The sequence below is a fragment of the Pulveribacter suum genome (assembly GCF_003013695.1).
Classification (GTDB): domain Bacteria; phylum Pseudomonadota; class Gammaproteobacteria; order Burkholderiales; family Burkholderiaceae_C; genus Melaminivora; species Melaminivora suum.
This window is the reverse complement of the sequence record NZ_CP027792.1, coordinates 853435-869507: the sequence shown is the minus strand read 5'-3', so window position 1 is coordinate 869507 and position 16073 is coordinate 853435. Positions and strand designations below refer to the sequence as shown.

Sequence of the window (16073 nt, the reverse complement as noted above, 5' to 3'; positions counted from 1 at the left end):
TAATTGCCACGCCATGTACACGCCGTCGCTGCCCTCCTCCCGGCCCTCACCCCGCCGTTCGGCCCGCCAGGGCGCTGTGGCGGCCACGCCCATGGCCTTCGTGCAGGCTGTCGCACTGGCCTACGCGCGGCGTGGCATGGACCCTGCCGGCGCCCTGGCGCAGGCACAAATCGCGCCAGAACAGGTGGCCGACGACGCTGCCCGCATCACCGCCTGGCAGATGGAGGCGCTGTGCGGCGCCGCCATGCGCGAGCTGGACGACGAGGCGCTGGGCTGGTTCGAGCGGCGCCTGCCCTGGGGCAGCTACGGCCTGCTGGCGCGCGCCTCGCTTTCGGCGCCGACGCTGGGCCTGGCGCTGGCGCGCTGGTGCCGCCACCACGGCCTGCTGACGCAGTCCATCGCCCTGCGCCTGTCGAGCGATGGGGCCCGCGCCGAGCTGGCCATCGACGAGCAGCTGGACCTGGGGCCGCTGCGCGAGTTCTGCCTGGTGTCGGTGCTGCGCAATGTGCTGGGGCTGGCCAGCTGGTTCATCGACGCGCGCCTGCCGGTGCTGGGCGCGCAGTTCCCGTTTGCCGCGCCGGCGCATGCGGGGGCCTACCGCGTGCTGTTCACCGGGCCGACACAGTTCGGCGCCGAGCGCGCCGCGCTGCAATTTGACGCGCGCCACCTGCAGCTGCCGCTGGTGCGCGGCGAAGCGGCCATGGACGCCCTGCTGCAGCACGCCCTGCCTCTCACCGTGCGCCAGTACCGGCGCCACCGCCTGCTGGTGCAGCGCGTGCGCCAGCTGCTGGCCGCCGCGCCCCAGGCCGCGCACAGCGCGCAGACCGTGGCGCAGCAGCTGCACCTGTCGCCACGCACCCTGCACCGCCAGCTGGCCGCCGAGGGCGCGACGCTGCAGCAGCTCAAGGACGAGGTGCGCCGCGCGCGCGCCACCGAGCTGCTGCACCGCAGCGACCGCCCCATCAAGCAGGTGGCGCAGGCAGCGGGTTTTGCCAGCGAAAAGAGCTTCATCCGGGCGTTCAAGGGCTGGACGGGGCAGTCGCCCGCCGAGTTTCGCCAGCGCAGCAGGCCCGCCGGCTGAGGCACTGCGCGCACGCGGGCCGTGCGCCTTCCGGTAGCTTGACAGGTGCCTTGCGCGGCGGCCACGATGCGCCCGCCATGATCGTTCTACACCACTGCGTCAGCGCCCGCTCCTTCCGCCCCCTGTGGATGCTGGAGGAGCTGGGCCTGCCCTACCGCCTGCGCGTGCTGCCCTTTCCGCCGCGCGTGCATGCCCGCCCGTTTCTGGATGACAACCCGCTGGGCACCGTGCCGCTGCTGGAGGACGGCGCCACGCGCATGACCGAGTCGGCCGCCATGTGCCAGTACCTCGCGGCGCGCCACGGCGCGGGGCAGCTGGACGTGGCCGCCCATGATCCGGCCTACGGCAGCTACCTGAACTGGCTGTACATGAGCGACGCCACGCTCACCTTCCCGCAGACCCTGGTGCTGCGCTACACCCACTTCGAGCCCCAAGAGCGGCGCCAGCCCCAGGTGGCGCAGGACTATGCGCGCTGGTTCCTGGCGCGGCTGCGCGCCGTGGACGCGGCCGTGCAGCACGGCGAATTCCTGTGCGCCGGCCGCTTCACCGCGGCCGACGTGGCCGTGGCGTATGCGCTGCAGCTGGCGCAGCACCTGGGCCTGGACGGGCAGTTTCCGTCCGCTGTCGCGCACTACTGGCAAAGGCTGCAGGCGCGCCCGGCGTTCCAGCGCGCGTTGCAGGCACAGCACCGCGCCGCGCTGGAGCAGGGCGTGGACCCCACGCCTTCGCCCGACCTGCGGCCGGCCTGAGCGGGCGTGCCGGTGCCAGCTGTTGGCGCCAACTGTACCTATCGCAGCAGGTACAGCCGGCTTACAGTGGGCTTTCGCATGCCGTCCGCGCCCTTGGGCGCGGCCAGCGGCGGACACAGATGGATCAGCAGGTCCGCACTGCCAGCAACGGCTGGCGACAACAGGAGACAAGCCATGACAGGAATTCGCCAGATCGCCAAGGCCGCAGCCACGGCTCTCACGGTGGCATGCGCCTTCACCGCCCAGGCGCAGGACATCAAGATCGGCTACACCGCGGACCAGTCCGGCAGCGGCGTGGCCGAGCTGGGCATTGCCGGGCGCTGGGGCTTCGAGGCCGCCATCGAGGACGTCAACAAGGCCGGGGGCATCCTGGGCAAGAAGGTGGTCGGCGTGATCCGCGACGACCAGGGCACGCCACCCAAAGCCATCCAGACGGTGCAGGAGCTGCTCGACAGCGAGAAGGTGCAGGCTCTGGTGGGCCCGGCCAACTCGGGCAACGCGCTGGCCTGGCTGCACATTCCGCAGCAAAAGAAGATTCCCGTGGTGGTGCCCATCGGCACGGCTACCGAGATCACCACCCGCTATGCCAAGGAGCCGCAGAACTATCTGTTCCGCGTGTCGATGGTGGACCGCGAGCAGGTCTCGCTGCTGGCCGCCTACGCCGTCAAGGCGTCCAAGGACAAGAAGATTGCCGTGCTCGCAGACTCCACCGGCTACGGCCAGGGCGGCATCAAGGACGCGACCGAGGTGCTGGCGCTGCATGGCGTGAAGCCCGTGGCCGTCGAGAAGTACGGGCCCAAGGACTCGGACATGACCTCGCAGCTCAACAAGATCAAGGCGGCGGGCGCCGACACCGTGATCATCTACGGCATCGCCGACGGCGCGGCGCAGGTGGTGCGCAGCATGGAGAAGATCAACTACATGCCCACCACGCTGGGCACCTGGGGCAACCTGAGCTCGCTGTTTCCAAAGATGGCGGGGCCGAAGCTGTCCGAGCACCTGATCATGGCCGCCTCCACCACAGAGGACACCTCCGACAAGACCAAGTCACTGGGCGAGCGCGTGCGCAAGAACTTCCCGGCGCTGACCTGCTTCCCCTGCGCCGCGCAGGCCTATGACTCGGTGATGCTGCTGGCCGCCGCGATGAAGCAGGCGAACAGCACCGACGGCGAGAAGGTCGCCGCCGCGCTGGAAAACGTCAGCGGCGTGCAGGGCGTCATCAAGACCTATGACAAGCCCTTCAGCAAGACCATGCACGAGGGCCTGCACGTGGGCGACTTCTACCTGGCACGCTGGAAGAACGGCACCGAGGTGCAGCGCTTCGAGGACCCGGTCTACAAGTCCCTCACGCCCGCCGATCTCAAGCAGTGATCGCCGGGGCCGGCAGTCTTGGGCTGCCGGCCTCTTAAAAACAGGAGCTGCCAGCGCTTGACTGGCAAGGGTTTCAGCATGAAAACCATCTGAAACCATTGCTGGACAAGCGCCGGCAGCTCACTTTTTTGATATCTCCAGCCTCAGTGTTAGCGGAGGGCGGCGCATGGCCGAATCGATACTCCAGGCGATCTTCAGCGGCCTGGCCCTGGGCAGCATCTACGCGCTCGTGGCCGTGGGCTTCAACATCACCTTCAACACCACCAAGACGCTGAACTTCGGCCAGGGCGAGTTCCTGGTGGCCGGCGCCTTCGTCGCGGTCTCGGTGCTGCTGCTCCTGGCCGGCAAGCAGATGACCGACGCGCTGCTGCCCGAAGAGGTGACGCTGACGCGCTACCTGCTCAGCCTGGTCGGCTCCATGGCCGTGCTGGCGCTGCTGGGCGTGCTGCTGTACTACACGGCCGTGCGGCCCTTCGTGGGCCAGGGCGGCATGGCCTGGGTGATGAGCACCATCGGCTTCGGCATCATCATCCAGAACACGGCGCTGGCCATCTGGGGGCCCTCGCCGCTGGTCATGCCCTCGCCGCTGGGCAACGAGGTGATCCGCATCGGCGGCGCCGGCGTGCTGCCGCAGGAGGTGCTGGTGCTGGTGGCCAGCGTGGCCGTGCTGTTCACACTGGACTGGGTCATGCGCGCCACGCGCATCGGCAAGGCCGTGCGCGCCGTGGCGCAAAGCGGCAGCGCCGCCACGCTGATGGGCATCAACGTCGGCGCCATCGTGGTGCTGGCCTTCGTCATCAGCTCCAGCCTGGCAGGGCTGGCCGGGCTGCTGATCGCGCCCATCACCACCGCCTCGGTGTTCATGGGCCTCACGCTGGCGCTCAAGGCTTTTTCGTCGGCCATCGTCGGCGGGCTGACCAGCCCGCGCGGCTGCATGCTGGGCGGCGTGCTGCTGGGCGTGATCGAGGCCCTGGTGGGCCTGTGGCATGCCGAGCTGCGCGAGATCAGCATCTTCATCCTCATCATCATCGTGCTGGTGGTGCGCCCGCAGGGGCTGCTGGGCCAGCGCATCGAGGAGAAGGTGTGATGGGCGGCGCGCACAAACAGCAGCACACCCTGTGGCTCATCGCCCTTGCCGCGCTGGCGGCGGCGGTGCCGCTGCTGACCGACAACGACTTCTACCTGCGTGTGCTGTTCCTGATCGGCGTGAACTACATCGCCGCCGCAGGCATGAACGTGCTGGTGGGCTACACGGGCCAGAAATCGCTGGGCCATGCCGGCCTGTTCGCCGTGGGCGCCTACACCGTGGCGCTGCTCACCGCGCGCTGGGGCTGGAACCCTTGGCCGGCCTTCGTGGCCGCCGGGGTCATGGCCGGCATCTTCGGCGTTGTCATCGCGCTGCCGGCGCTGCGCGTCAAGGGCCCGGCGCTGGCCATGGTCACCATCGGCTTCGGCATCGTGGTGGAGAAGATCGTCTCCGAGTGGCAGGACGTGTTCGCCGGCCAGCAGGGCATCTACGGCGTGCTGCCGCTGTCGCTGGGCGGCACCATGTTCAGCTCCAGGCACTGGGTGTGGTTCGTGCTGCTGCTGGCCGTGGCGCTACACGTCATGCTGCGCCTGCTGCTGCGCGGGCGGTTCGGACGCGCCTTCATGGCCGTGAACACGGCCGAGGTGGCGGCCGAGAGCGTGGGCATCAGCGTCTACCGCTTCAAGGTGCTGGCCTTCGTGATCAGCGCCGTGACCTGCGGGCTGGCCGGCGCGCTGATCGCGCAGCAAAACCAGTACATCAACTCCGACTTCATCACGTTCAACCTGTCAATCTTCATCCTGCTGATGGTGCTGTTCGGCGGGCCCTCGATCTACGGGCCGCTGCTGGGCGCAGTGGTGCTGACGCTGCTGGACGCCGTCCTCTCGCGCTGGCCGGGCGTGCAGCACTTCACCTATGGGGCGCTGCTGCTGTTCGCGCTCTACGCCATGCCCGACGGGCTGGCCGGCTTCGTGAAGAAGATGGCGCGGCGCTGGTCGCCCGGACTGCTGCCCGCTGAAGGCCTGCCTGCGCAGCTCGCACCCTGGCGCCCGCGCGGCGCGGCCGGCGCCGACCAGATGCTGCTGCAGGCCCAGGGCCTGTACAAGGCCTACGGCGGCGTGGTGCCCACCAACGAGGTGGACATCGACATCCGCGCCGGCCACGTGCATTCGCTGATCGGGCCCAACGGCGCGGGCAAGACCACGCTGCTCAACATCCTCTCGGGAATCGTGCCGCCGGACCGCGGCAGCATCCGCTTCGACGGGCGCGACGTGACGGGGCTGGCGCCCTGGCGCATCGCCCGCGCCGGCTTGGGGCGCACCTTCCAGAACCTCAAGCTGTTCGCCGGCATGTCGGTGCTGGACAACGTCAAGCTGGGCCTGCACGCGCACATCCCCACGGGCCTCTTTGGCAGCCTGCTGGGCCGCGGCGGCGCGTCCGAGCGCGCCGCGCGCGACGAGGCCCTGCAGATCCTGGACGCCCTGGGCCTGAAGGACAAGGCGCAGGAGATCGCCGGCAGCCTGCCCTACGGCGTGCAGCGCCGCCTGGAGCTGGCGCGGGCGCTGGCCACGCACCCGCGCCTGCTGCTGCTCGATGAGCCCGCCGCCGGCCTGAACCCGCAGGAGACGCAGGAGCTGGCGCAGGTCATCCTGCGCATCCGCGACCTGGGCGTCACCGTGCTGCTGATCGAGCACCACATGGACCTGGTGATGGCCGTGTCCGACCACGTGATCGTGCTGGACTATGGCCAGAAGATCGCCGAGGGCGCGCCCGCACAGGTGCAGAGCGACCCGCGCGTGATCGCGGCCTACCTGGGCACGGCCGACGACGAAGAAGAAGAAGACGAGGAACAGGAAGGCGGTGCCCATGTCCGATGAACTGCTGTGCATCGACGACCTGCACGTGCATTACGGCGCCGTGCAGGCGCTCAAGGGCGTCTCGCTGCACGTACAGGCAGGCGAGGTGGTCACCATCATCGGCGGCAACGGGGCCGGCAAGAGCACGCTGATGCGCTGCATATCGGGCCTGGAGCCCGCGAAGGCCGGGCGCGTGCTGTTCCAGGGGCAGGACCTGGCGGCCATCCACGGCCACCGGCGCGTGGCCCTGGGCATCGCCCAGTCGCCCGAGGGCCGGCAGGTCTTTGCCGACCAGACCGTGCGCGACAACCTGGTGCTGGGCGCCTACCACCGCCGCGCCAGCGCGGCAGAGATCGAGGCCGACATCCAGGCCCAGTTCGAGCGCTTTCCGCGCCTGGGCGAGCGCCAGCAGCAGATGGCCGGCACCATGTCCGGCGGTGAGCAGCAGATGCTGGCCATCGCCCGCGCGCTCATGGCGCGCCCGAAGCTGCTGCTGCTGGACGAACCCTCGCTGGGCCTGGCCCCGCTGATCGTCCGGGAAATTTTCGACACCATCCGCAGCCTGCGCACGCTGGGCGTGACCATCTTGCTGGTCGAGCAGATGGCCAACCAGGCCCTGGCCGTGGCCGACCGCGGCTACGTGCTGGAAACCGGCCGCATCACGCTGGAAGGCCCGGGCCGCGAGCTGCGCCGCGACCCCAAGGTGCGCGCCGCCTACCTCGGAGGGCATTGACATGCAACACCCCCCCGAGTCGCTTCGCGCCTTCCCCCCTCTCTCGCATCGCTGCGCGCTGCGGGAGAGCGGACGCAGCCCTCGCTGCGGGGCGGCCCTTGCTCGGCTGCCTTGGCCTCGCGCGTGCCAGTTTTATCGGCCGCGGACGATGCGCAGCATCGGGGAGCACTGAGGTGCAGGAAAGCTTCGACTACGTGGTGGTCGGCGCGGGCGCGGCCGGCGCCATCGTGGCGCGGCGGCTGGCTGAGGCAGACCCGACCGTCAGCGTCTGCCTGCTCGAGGCCGGGCCACCCGACCGCCACCCCTACCTGCACCTGCCGGCCGGCTTCATCAAGATGCTGTTCGATCCAAAGTACACCTGGACGTACGGCTCCGAGCCCGATGCCCGCACGCTGGAGCGGCGCATTCCGCTACCGCAGGGCAAGACGCTGGGCGGGTCGAGCGCAATCAACGGCCTGATCTACAACCGCGGCCAGGCCGAGGACTACGACGGCTGGGCCGCACTGGGCAACCCCGGCTGGTCGTTCGCCGAGGTGCTGCCCTACTTCCAGCGCAACGAGCGCTGGCTGGGCCCAGCCGGTAGCGCACGGCGCGGCATGGCAGGCCGCGTGCCGGTCACGCCCATCGACTGGACGCACCCGATCTGCGAGGCCTTCATCGCGGGCGCCCTGGAGCAGGGCCTGCCGCGCAACCCCGACTACAACGGCGAAGCCCAAGCCGGCGTGGGCTACTTCCAGCGCACCATCCACCGCGGCTGGCGCCAGAGCACGGCGCGCGGCTACCTGCGCCAACCGCCGCGCAACCTCACGGTGCGCACCCATGCGCAGGCCACGCGCATCGTGCTTCAGAGTGCGCGCGCCGTGGGCGTGGAATACGCGCGCGGCGGCCCGCAGGGACAGGCCACAGCGGTCGGCGCACGGCGCGAGGTGGTGGTGTGCGCCGGTGCGCTCAACACGCCCCGGCTGCTGCAGCTCTCAGGGCTGGGCCCGGCCGAACAGCTGCAGGCGCTGGGCCTGCCCGTGCTGCGGTCCCTCCCAGGCGTGGGGGCGCATTTGAAAGACCACTTCTCGGTGCGCGTGGTCGGCCATGTGCGGCGCGGCAGCGCGGCGACTATCAATGAACTGGCGCGCGTGCCGCGCCTGTGGGGGCAGGCGGCGCGCTGGCTTGCGGGCAAGCCCAACATCCTGGCGTTGAGCCCTTCGCTGGTGCATTTCTTCTGGCATTCGGGCTTGAGCGACGGCGTGCGGCCCGACCTGCAGGGCGTGTTCACCCCGGCCAGCTACCGCGAGGGCTATGTCGGCCAGCTCGACACTTACCCCGGCATGACCTGCGGCGTCTGGGCGCACCGCCCGCGCAGCGAGGGCGAGGTGCGGCTGCGGTCCAGCGACCCGTGGGCCGACCCGCTGATTCGTCCCAACTACCTGTCGCACGAAGACGACGTGCGCGTGCTCACGGCCGGCGTGCGCCTGGCGCGCGGGCTGCTGCGCACCCGGGCCCTCGCACCTTTCTTCGAAGCCGAGGCCATGCCGGGCGCCGCTGCCCAGAGCGACGAAGACATCCTGGCCTACATCCGCCGCTACGGCGTGTCGTCGTACCACCTGTGCGGCACGGCACGCATGGGGCCCGCCGACGACGCGGGCGCCGTGGTCGATGCGCAACTGCGCGTGCACGGCCTGCAGGGCCTGCGCGTGGCCGACTCGTCGGTCATGCCGGCCATTCCTTCGGCCAACATCTGCGCCGCCTCGATGATGATCGGCGAGAAGGCGGCCGATCTCATTCTGGGAAAGAACCCATGCTGACTCCGCACGAAAGCGCCACCATCGGCGGCGTGCTGCAAGAGGCCGCCGCCGCGTTCGCAGGCCGCCCTCTGCTGGTGGCCCCGCCCAACCCCGCGCGCGCCTACGACCCCGAGGGCCGCACCATCACCTATGCGCAAGCGGCCGACGCGGTACAGAAGCTGATGGCCCTCTACCGCCAGGCGGGATATGGCCAGGGCCACCGCATCGCGCTGCTGCTGGAGAACCGGCTGGAGCACATGCTGCACAAGCTGGCCATGAATGCGCTGGGCATCTGCTGCGTGCCCGTCAACCCCGACTACCGCCCGCGCGAGCTGGCCTACCTGATCGACCATGCGCACGTGGACCTGGCCGTGGTGCTGCAGTCGCGCCAGGCCGACTGGCAGGCCGGCGCACGCGAGGCCACGTGGCAGCCGCCCGCCGTGCTCTTGGAGCAGTTCGGCGCCGCCCTGCCCTCCGCGCCCACACCGGCGACGCACTGGACACCGGAGGCCGACACGCCCGCCAGCATCCTCTACACCTCGGGCACCACGGGCCGCCCCAAGGGCTGCGTGCTCTCGCACCGCTACGAGCTGGCCGCAGGCGCCTACTACGCCACACGCGGCGGGCTCGTCGATTTCCGGCCCGAGGGCGAGCGCATCTACAACCCGCTGCCGCTGTTCCACGTCAACGCCTCCATCCTGTCGTTCTACGCGGCCCTGCTCACCGGCAGCTGCCAGGTCCAGACCGACCGCTTCCAGCCCTCGCGCTGGTGGCAGGAGATTCGCGAGACGCAGGCGACCGTCGTCCACTACCTGGGCGTGATCGTGCAGATGCTCTGCGTGCAGCCTCCCTCGCCCGCCGACCGTCAACATGGCGTGCGCTTCGGCATGGGCGCCGGCGTGGAGCCGCAGCTGCACGCCGCCTTCGAGGAGCGCTTCGGCTTTCCGCTGCTGGAACTCTGGGGCATGACGGAGAACGTGCGCATCCTGGTGGACTGCCACCCGCCGCGCCAGCTGGGCACGCGCGCCTTCGGCCGCTGCACACCGGGCATCGAGGTGCGCATAGCGGACGATGCGGGAGCGGACGTGCCCGATGGCACGCCCGGCGAGATGCTGATACGCCACTCGGCCGCCACGCCGCGCAAGGATTTCTTCTCGGGCTACCTGGGCGACGAGGCCGCCACCGAGGCCGCGTGGCGCGGCGGCTGGTTCCACACTGGCGACGTGGTCACGCGCGATGCCACGGGCATGCTGCACTTCGTGGAGCGGCGCAAGAACATCATCCGCCGCTCGGGCGAGAACATCGCGGCCGCCGAGGTCGAGGCCTGGCTGCTGACGCACCCCGACGTGGAGCTGGCCGCCGTCATAGCCGTGCCCGACGACATCCGCGAAGAGGAAGTGCTGGCCTGCATCGTGCTCAAGCCCCGGGCGCGCGAAGCACAGGGCCAGGAGGCCCTGCTGCGCTCGCTGTTCGCGCACTGCGAGGCAGGCCTGGCCTACTTCAAGACGCCGGGCTGGGTGTGGTTCAGCGAGCAGATCCCGACCACCGGCACGCAGAAGATCCAGAAGCACAGCATCTTCGGTGCCGGGGTCGATCCGCGCAGCCTGCCGGGCATGCATGACCTGCGCGCATGGAAAAAACGCCAGAAGGCGCAAGGCTGAAACGCCGTGTCAATCGTCCATTGGGCGGCGTATCGCCCACGCCGCATGAAACCGGCGCGGCCCAGGCCAGGCAGCCGCGCAGGGGCCGCCCCGCCGCGCCGGCTGCGTCCCCCTGCCCGCACTGCGCAGCAATGCGAGAGCGGGGGGAAGACGCGAAGCGTCTCAGGGGGGTGTCCCACCCAACCGCTCCAGCGCGCGCGCGAAGCGTGGGTCCTGCACCGCGTGCGGGTTGCAGCGCGACCAGGGGCTGATGCGCGTGCTGTCCACGCTGAAGATGTTGCCGGGCGCCATCACGATGTCCAGGTCCAGCATGGACTGGGCCAGCGCCTGGGCGTCGTCGAAGCCGGGCCAGCGCGCCCAGATGAACAGCGAGTGCGCGGGGCGCACGAAGACCTCGGCCCCCATGCGGTCGAGCAGCGCGTAGGCGCTCTGCGTGGCCTCGGCCAGCTGGGCGCGCAGCTGCTCCAGGTGCCTGGCGTGGCGCCGCTCGGCCAGCAGCGTCTCGACGGCGCGCTCGGCATATTCCGAGCTGCTGACGACGGTGAGGATCTTCAGGTCGGCCAGGTCCTGCGCCAGGTCCGCGCTGCAGGCGACGAAGCCCACGCGCAGCGCGGCCGACAGCGACTTGGAAAAGCTGCCCAGGTACAGCGTGCGCTCCAGCCCGTCCAGCGCCGACAGCCGCGCCGCCGTGGCGGGGCGGAAGTCGCTGAGCGCATCGTTTTCGACCAGCAGCAGGTTGTGCTGCTCCGCCAGGCGCAGCACGGCCTGGGCCTTGGGCGCCGACAGGTCCGAGCCCGTGGGGTTGTGGGCCAGCGACTGGGTGAAGAACAGGCGTGGGCGCTCGGCCTTGAGCGCCTGTTCCAGGGCCTGCAGATCGGGGCCGTCCGCCAAGCGGGGCACGCCCACGATGCGGGCGCCGGCCAGGTGCAGCTTGCCCAGCAGCGGGTAGTAGCCCGGGTCGTCGATCAGCACCACGCCGCCAGGCGGCACGAAGTAGCGCACGATCAGGTCCATGGCCTCGTTGGCGCCGTGGGTCAGCACGATCTGCTGGGGGTGGGCGGCTATGCCCACGTCCGCCAGGCGCCGCACCAGGCGGTGTCGCAGCGGGGCATAGCCCAGCCGGTCGCCGTAGCGAAACAGCGCGCCCAGCCCGCCTCGGGCCACCTTGTGGTGCGAGCGGTCCAGCCGCGCGCCGGCCAGCCATTCGGACGGCGGGAACGCGTCGCCCACGGCCAGTTGCCCCGGCTCGTTGCGCAGTTGCATGCGCATGAGCCAGACGATGTCCATGGCCCGGCGCCGCGAGGGGTTGTCCGCGCTCTCGCCAGCCTCGGGCACGGCCTCCTTGACGAAAAAGCCCGAGCCGCGCCGCGGCTCCACCAGCCCCCGCGCCACCAGCAGCTCGAAAGCGGACACCACCGTGTTCTTGCCGTAGCCGCGCGTCGCCGCGATCTCGCGCAGCGAGGGCAGCTTGTCGCCGCTGCGGTACACGCCGTCGCGGATCTGCCGCTCCAGCGAATCTGCCAGCGTGACGAACAGGGGAGCAGGTGGGGCGCTCATGCGCCCGCACTGTACCTGTGCACGCACTTGCATCTGCTCGCCGTCATCTCCGGTTTCTTCACCCGCCCCAGCTCCATTCACCATGACCCGCATTGACTCCCGCCTGCCCCGCTTCCGCTCCATGACCGTGCCGCAGCGCCTCGCGCACCTCGCAGCCGCAGCACACCTGAGCGACGACGATACCCGGCGGCTCGCCCACCCCGGCGCGCTGGACCCCGCCGTGGCCGACGGCATGATCGAGAACGTCGTCGGCACCTTCGAGCTGCCGCTGGGCGTGGCCGGCTATTTCCAGATCAACGGCAAGGACGTGCTCATCCCCATGGCGGTGGAGGAGCCCTCCGTGGTGGCCGCCGCCTCCTTCATGGCCAAGCTGGCCCGCGAGTGCGGCGGCTTCGAGACGTCGAGCACCGCGCCGCTGATGCGCGCGCAGGTGCAGGTACTGGGCCTGTCCGACCCCCACGGCGCGCGCCAGTCGCTGCTGCGCCGCCGCCAGGAAATCATCGACCTGGCCAACCAGCGCGACAAGGTGCTGATCGGGCTGGGCGGCGGCTGCCGCGACATTGAGGTGCACGTGCTGGAGAACACGCGGCGCGGCGCCATGCTGGTCATGCACCTGATCGTGGATGTGCGCGACGCCATGGGCGCCAACACCGTCAACACCATGGCCGAATCTGTCTCGCCGCTGGTCGAGGCCATCACGGGCGGGCAGGTGCGGCTGCGCATCCTGTCCAACCTGGCCGACCTGCGCCTGTCGCGCGCCCGCGTGGCGCTGTCGCCCGAGGTGCTGACCACGGCGGACTACGACGGCGGCAACATGATCGAGCGCATCCTGGACGCCTACGAGTTCGCCGCCGTGGACCCCTACCGCGCCGCCACGCACAACAAGGGCGTCATGAACGGCATCGATCCGCTCATCCTGGCCACCGGCAACGACTGGCGCGCGGTGGAGGCCGGCGCCCACGCCTGGGCCTGCCGCAATGGGCACTACGGCTCGCTGACACGTTGGGAGAAGGACGCGCGCGGCTGGCTGGTGGGCAGCCTGGAGATGCCGATGCCCGTGGGCCTGGTGGGCGGCGCGACCAAGACCCACCCGCTGGCACAGCTGTCGCTCAAGATCATGGGGGTGGCGACGGCGCAGGAGCTGGGCGAGGCGGCCGTCGCCGTGGGCCTGGCGCAGAACCTGGCCGCCCTGCGCGCGCTGGCCACCGAGGGCATCCAGCGCGGCCACATGGCGCTGCACGCGCGCAACATCGCCATCGTGGCCGGCGCGGTGGGCGCCGAGATCGACACCATCGCCCGCCAGATGGCCCAGGAAAAGGACGTGCGCACCGACCGGGCGCAGGCGCTGCTGGCTGCGCTGCGCGCTTGAAATTTAGGCGAAAACGGCCTCCAGCGCCCGTCCATCAAGCGCTAGCAGCTATCAAAAACTGAGCAATTCAGCCCAGCAGCGCGGGCAGTTGCGCCATGTCGGTAATCACATGCGCCGCTCCGGCCGCGCGCAGCGCCTCGGGCGAGCCGTGGCCGATGGCGGACGGGCTGTAGCCGACCACGGTGGCGCCTGCGGCCACGCCGGCGGTGACGCCGGTGACCGTATCCTCCACCACCAGGCAGCGCGCCGGCGCGACGCCCACGGCGGCGGCTGCCGCCAGGTACACGTCGGGCGCGGGCTTGGTGGCCGGCATCTCGTGGCCGCTGAAGACGCGGCCGGCAAACAGCGGCGCCAGGCCGACCTGGGCCAGCTGCATCTCCACCTTCTGCCGGTCGGCGCCGGAGGCGCAGGCGATGCGCCCGGCCAGCCGCGCGTGCACGGCCCGCACGGCATCCAGCGCGCCGGCGATGGGCGTGAGCTCGGCCGCCAGGCGCGCGTTGCGCCGCGCATAGAACTCGGCCATCCAGGCGTCTGTCAGCGGCCGGCCGGTATGCGCCTCGATGCGCGAGGCCTCGCTGCGCACGGTCTTGCCGATGAAGGTCGCCATGCACTCGGCGGGCGTGATGGGCCAGCCGGCTTCATTGAGCATGGCGCACAGCACGCCGTTGGTGAGGGGCTCGCTGTCCACCAGCACGCCATCGCAGTCGAACAGCACGGCGTCAAAGCGCGCCATGCGCAGGGTGGTGTCAGTCATGAGAAAGAACGCAAAAGTGGGGCGCCGGGCCTGCTACAGCAGGCTGTCCGGCGCGTCGTGCAGCGCGACGTCGCATTCCGGGCCATAGACCATGGTCTGGTCGCGGCCGTATTGCTTGGCGCGGTACAGGGCGGCGTCGGCCTGGCGAAACAGGGCGTGGGCCATGTCCACGCCGGTGCGCGGCGAGCCGGTGGTCATCTCGCGCAAAGCCGGCTGGATGCTGGCTGCGCCGATGCTGATGGTGACGATGCAATCCTCGCAGCCCCTCGCATGATCGATGCCCAGGGCGCGCACGGCCTCGCGCAGGCGCTCGGCCACGCTCCAGGCCTGTTCCTCGGAGGCGCCGGGCAGCAGCACGGCGAATTCCTCGCCGCCGTAGCGGGCCACCACGTCGCCGGCGCGCCCCGTGGCCGTGGACAGCGCCAGCGCCACGCTTTGCAGGCAGCGGTCGCCAGCCACATGGCCGTAGTGGTCGTTGAAGGCCTTGAAGCGGTCCACGTCGATCATCAGCAGGGCCAGCGGCGTGCCCGAGCGCTGCGCCCGCTCCCACTCGAACGCCACCTGCTCGTCCAGCGCCAGGCGGTTGGCCAGCTGGGTCAGCGGATCGATGCGGATCTGCGCCTCCAGCGCCGCGCGGTAGCGCTCAAGCTGCTCTTCAGCCTGTCGCCGCTCGGTGATGTCCTGGATGGTGCCCGTCATGCGCGAGCGCTCGGCGCCCTGCGGGTCGCCATATTCGGCGCGCACCTCCACCCAGCGCAGGTGGCGGTCGCTGGCGCGCAGGATGCGGTACTGGGCGCACAGCGGGCTGTGCTGGGCCATGGCCTCGCCATGCAGGCGCAGCGTCTCCTCGCGATCGTCGGCATGCAGCATGTCAATCCACTGGCGCAGCGCCATCTGGCCATGCGCGGGCAGCCCGAAGATGGCATTGGCCATGGCCGACATGACGAACACGCGCTGCTCGCCGTTGTAAGCAAAGTAGCCCACCGAAGCAGCGCGCTGCGCCGTCTCCAGCCAGCGCATGTTGTGCTCCAGCCGCTCCTTGAGGGCACTTTCGCGCCGCCATACGCGCCAGCGCCACAGTACGACCACGCCGCCCAGCAGCAGCGCCGCCAGGCTGGCAAACAGGCCCAGGGCCAGCCACTCGCGCCGCTGGGCCTCGGTGAACGCCTCGGCCGCGTCGATCTTGGAAATCAGCAGCCAGTTGCTGCCGGGCACGGCGGCGACCGTGGCCAGCACCTGCTCGCCCCGGTAGTCGAGCCCGTACAGCGTGCCGCGCGAGCCGCCTGCGGCCAGCGCAATGGGTTCGCCGCTGCCCGGGCGCCAGGGCATGCGCAGCGTCAGCGGCTCGTCGCCGCGGTGGCGCAGCGGGCTGAGAAACAGCATGGAATCCCCCTGCCGCTCCACCAGAAACGACTCGGCCGTGTGGCTGCTGTTGGGCCAGGTGGCCAGCAGCGGGTACAGCGTGGCACGGGCGTCCACCACCAGCCACACGGCGCCCAGCGGCTGGGTGCCGTCGTACAGCGGCGCCAGCAGTCCGAAGTAGGGAAAGGCGAACCTGGCGTCGCGCTGCAGCCCCGTGACCGCCGGCTGGGCCAGCGCCAGCGACGCGTGCAGCGCGTCGCGCTCGGGCGCGGGCATCCCGCCTTGCTGGGGGCCGTCCGGGCCCAGCAGCAGGCGGCCCTGCGGGTCCACCAGATAGGCGCCGGTGTAGCCCAGGTGCTCGACCATGCCGCGCAGGCGCTCGCGCAGCACGGCGGCGTTGGCGCTGCTGGGCACCTGGCGCCAGCGCGTGACGGCGGCGGTGAGCAGGCCGTCATCCGTGAGGGAGGCGGCCTCGCCCATGCGGCGCTGGCGCCAGGCCGTCACGCCGCCCACCTGCAGCTGGTTGATGGCGGCCAGGCTGCCCTCGATGACGTGGCGGTAGCGCTGCTCGCGCTCCAGATAGACCGTGCGCACGCCCCAGCCCAGCGCCAGGCTGCACAGCAGTGCCAGCAGCGGCAGCAGCCACCACGCGCGCGAAGGCGGGGCGGAACTGGCAGGCGGTGAAAAGTGTTTCATGGGTCTGGCAACGGGCGGCGCCCTGGCTGGCAGCGCTGCCGCTACCATTGTCGCCGGCCGCCTGCCGCTTACCATAGGT

At 70.7% G+C, this 16073-nt stretch carries 12 protein-coding genes; 9 read left to right on the top strand and 3 right to left on the bottom strand.

Translation table 11 applies throughout. From position 1 onward, the window contains the following. The first annotated feature begins 13 nt into the window (after positions 1-13). From C7H73_RS03975 to C7H73_RS03935, 8 genes are all read left to right on the top strand, one after another. A complete protein-coding gene (locus C7H73_RS03975; protein ID WP_106845460.1) occupies positions 14-1081 on the top strand; it encodes an AraC family transcriptional regulator in 1068 nt (355 codons plus the stop codon). Between the two features lie 77 nt (positions 1082-1158). Next, the gene (locus C7H73_RS03970) at positions 1159-1830 is read left to right on the top strand and encodes a glutathione S-transferase family protein (protein ID WP_106847520.1); all 672 of its coding nucleotides are present in this window, start codon (positions 1159-1161) and stop codon (positions 1828-1830) included. Between the two features lie 174 nt (positions 1831-2004). Then, entirely contained in the window at positions 2005-3201 is a 1197-nt protein-coding gene (locus C7H73_RS03965; protein WP_106845459.1) for an ABC transporter substrate-binding protein, read from the top strand. Positions 3202-3367: 166 nt separating this feature from the next. Next, a complete protein-coding gene (locus C7H73_RS03960) occupies positions 3368-4288 on the top strand; it encodes a branched-chain amino acid ABC transporter permease (RefSeq protein ID WP_106845458.1) in 921 nt (306 codons plus the stop codon). Then, a complete protein-coding gene (locus C7H73_RS03955) occupies positions 4288-6105 on the top strand; it encodes a branched-chain amino acid ABC transporter ATP-binding protein/permease (protein ID WP_106845457.1) in 1818 nt (605 codons plus the stop codon). The genes C7H73_RS03960 and C7H73_RS03955 overlap by 1 nt, the downstream gene beginning before the upstream one ends. Then, the gene (locus C7H73_RS03950) at positions 6095-6817 is read left to right on the top strand and encodes an ABC transporter ATP-binding protein (RefSeq protein WP_106845456.1); all 723 of its coding nucleotides are present in this window, start codon (positions 6095-6097) and stop codon (positions 6815-6817) included. The genes C7H73_RS03955 and C7H73_RS03950 overlap by 11 nt, the downstream gene beginning before the upstream one ends. A 173-nt stretch (positions 6818-6990) precedes the next feature. After that, entirely contained in the window at positions 6991-8616 is a 1626-nt protein-coding gene (locus C7H73_RS03940) for a GMC family oxidoreductase (RefSeq protein ID WP_106845455.1), read from the top strand. Then, on the top strand, positions 8610-10256 hold the full coding sequence (locus C7H73_RS03935) for an AMP-binding protein (RefSeq protein ID WP_106845454.1): 1647 nt from the start codon (positions 8610-8612) through the stop codon (positions 10254-10256). The genes C7H73_RS03940 and C7H73_RS03935 overlap by 7 nt, the downstream gene beginning before the upstream one ends. Positions 10257-10418: 162 nt before the next feature. Here the strand turns inward: C7H73_RS03935 and C7H73_RS03930 are convergent, their stop codons facing one another. Next, positions 10419-11813 (bottom strand): aminotransferase-like domain-containing protein, encoded by a 1395-nt coding sequence (locus C7H73_RS03930; RefSeq protein ID WP_106845453.1) that lies wholly within the window; start codon positions 11811-11813, stop codon positions 10419-10421. A gap of 82 nt (positions 11814-11895) precedes the next feature. Here C7H73_RS03930 and C7H73_RS03925 point away from each other — a divergent pair, with 82 nt between their 5' ends. Continuing rightward, on the top strand, positions 11896-13182 hold the full coding sequence (locus tag C7H73_RS03925; RefSeq protein WP_106845452.1) for a hydroxymethylglutaryl-CoA reductase, degradative: 1287 nt from the start codon (positions 11896-11898) through the stop codon (positions 13180-13182). Between the two features lie 67 nt (positions 13183-13249). On the opposite strand, the gene C7H73_RS03920 is transcribed toward C7H73_RS03925, so the two are convergent. Beyond that, entirely contained in the window at positions 13250-13915 is a 666-nt protein-coding gene (locus C7H73_RS03920; protein WP_106847519.1) for an HAD family hydrolase, read from the bottom strand. 54 nt (positions 13916-13969) lie between these two features. Next, on the bottom strand, positions 13970-15994 hold the full coding sequence (locus C7H73_RS03915; protein ID WP_106845451.1) for a sensor domain-containing diguanylate cyclase: 2025 nt from the start codon (positions 15992-15994) through the stop codon (positions 13970-13972). Positions 15995-16073: the final 79 nt, after the last annotated feature.

What these genes read in the sequence shown, in the direction of transcription:
- C7H73_RS03925 (WP_106845452.1), top strand. Translation starts at nt 11,896, where the DNA reads ATGACCCGCATTGACTCCCGCCTGCCCCGCTTCCGCTCCATGACCGTG.
- C7H73_RS03950 (WP_106845456.1), top strand. Translation starts at nt 6,095, where the DNA reads ATGTCCGATGAACTGCTGTGCATCGACGACCTGCACGTGCATTACGGC.
- C7H73_RS03935 (WP_106845454.1), top strand. Translation starts at nt 8,610, where the DNA reads ATGCTGACTCCGCACGAAAGCGCCACCATCGGCGGCGTGCTGCAAGAG.
- C7H73_RS03915 (WP_106845451.1), bottom strand. Translation starts at nt 15,994, where the DNA reads ATGAAACACTTTTCACCGCCTGCCAGTTCCGCCCCGCCTTCGCGCGCG.
- C7H73_RS03955 (WP_106845457.1), top strand. Translation starts at nt 4,288, where the DNA reads ATGGGCGGCGCGCACAAACAGCAGCACACCCTGTGGCTCATCGCCCTT.
- C7H73_RS03960 (WP_106845458.1), top strand. Translation starts at nt 3,368, where the DNA reads ATGGCCGAATCGATACTCCAGGCGATCTTCAGCGGCCTGGCCCTGGGC.
- C7H73_RS03975 (WP_106845460.1), top strand. Translation starts at nt 14, where the DNA reads ATGTACACGCCGTCGCTGCCCTCCTCCCGGCCCTCACCCCGCCGTTCG.
- C7H73_RS03920 (WP_106847519.1), bottom strand. Translation starts at nt 13,915, where the DNA reads ATGGCGCGCTTTGACGCCGTGCTGTTCGACTGCGATGGCGTGCTGGTG.
- C7H73_RS03965 (WP_106845459.1), top strand. Translation starts at nt 2,005, where the DNA reads ATGACAGGAATTCGCCAGATCGCCAAGGCCGCAGCCACGGCTCTCACG.
- C7H73_RS03970 (WP_106847520.1), top strand. Translation starts at nt 1,159, where the DNA reads ATGATCGTTCTACACCACTGCGTCAGCGCCCGCTCCTTCCGCCCCCTG.
- C7H73_RS03930 (WP_106845453.1), bottom strand. Translation starts at nt 11,813, where the DNA reads ATGAGCGCCCCACCTGCTCCCCTGTTCGTCACGCTGGCAGATTCGCTG.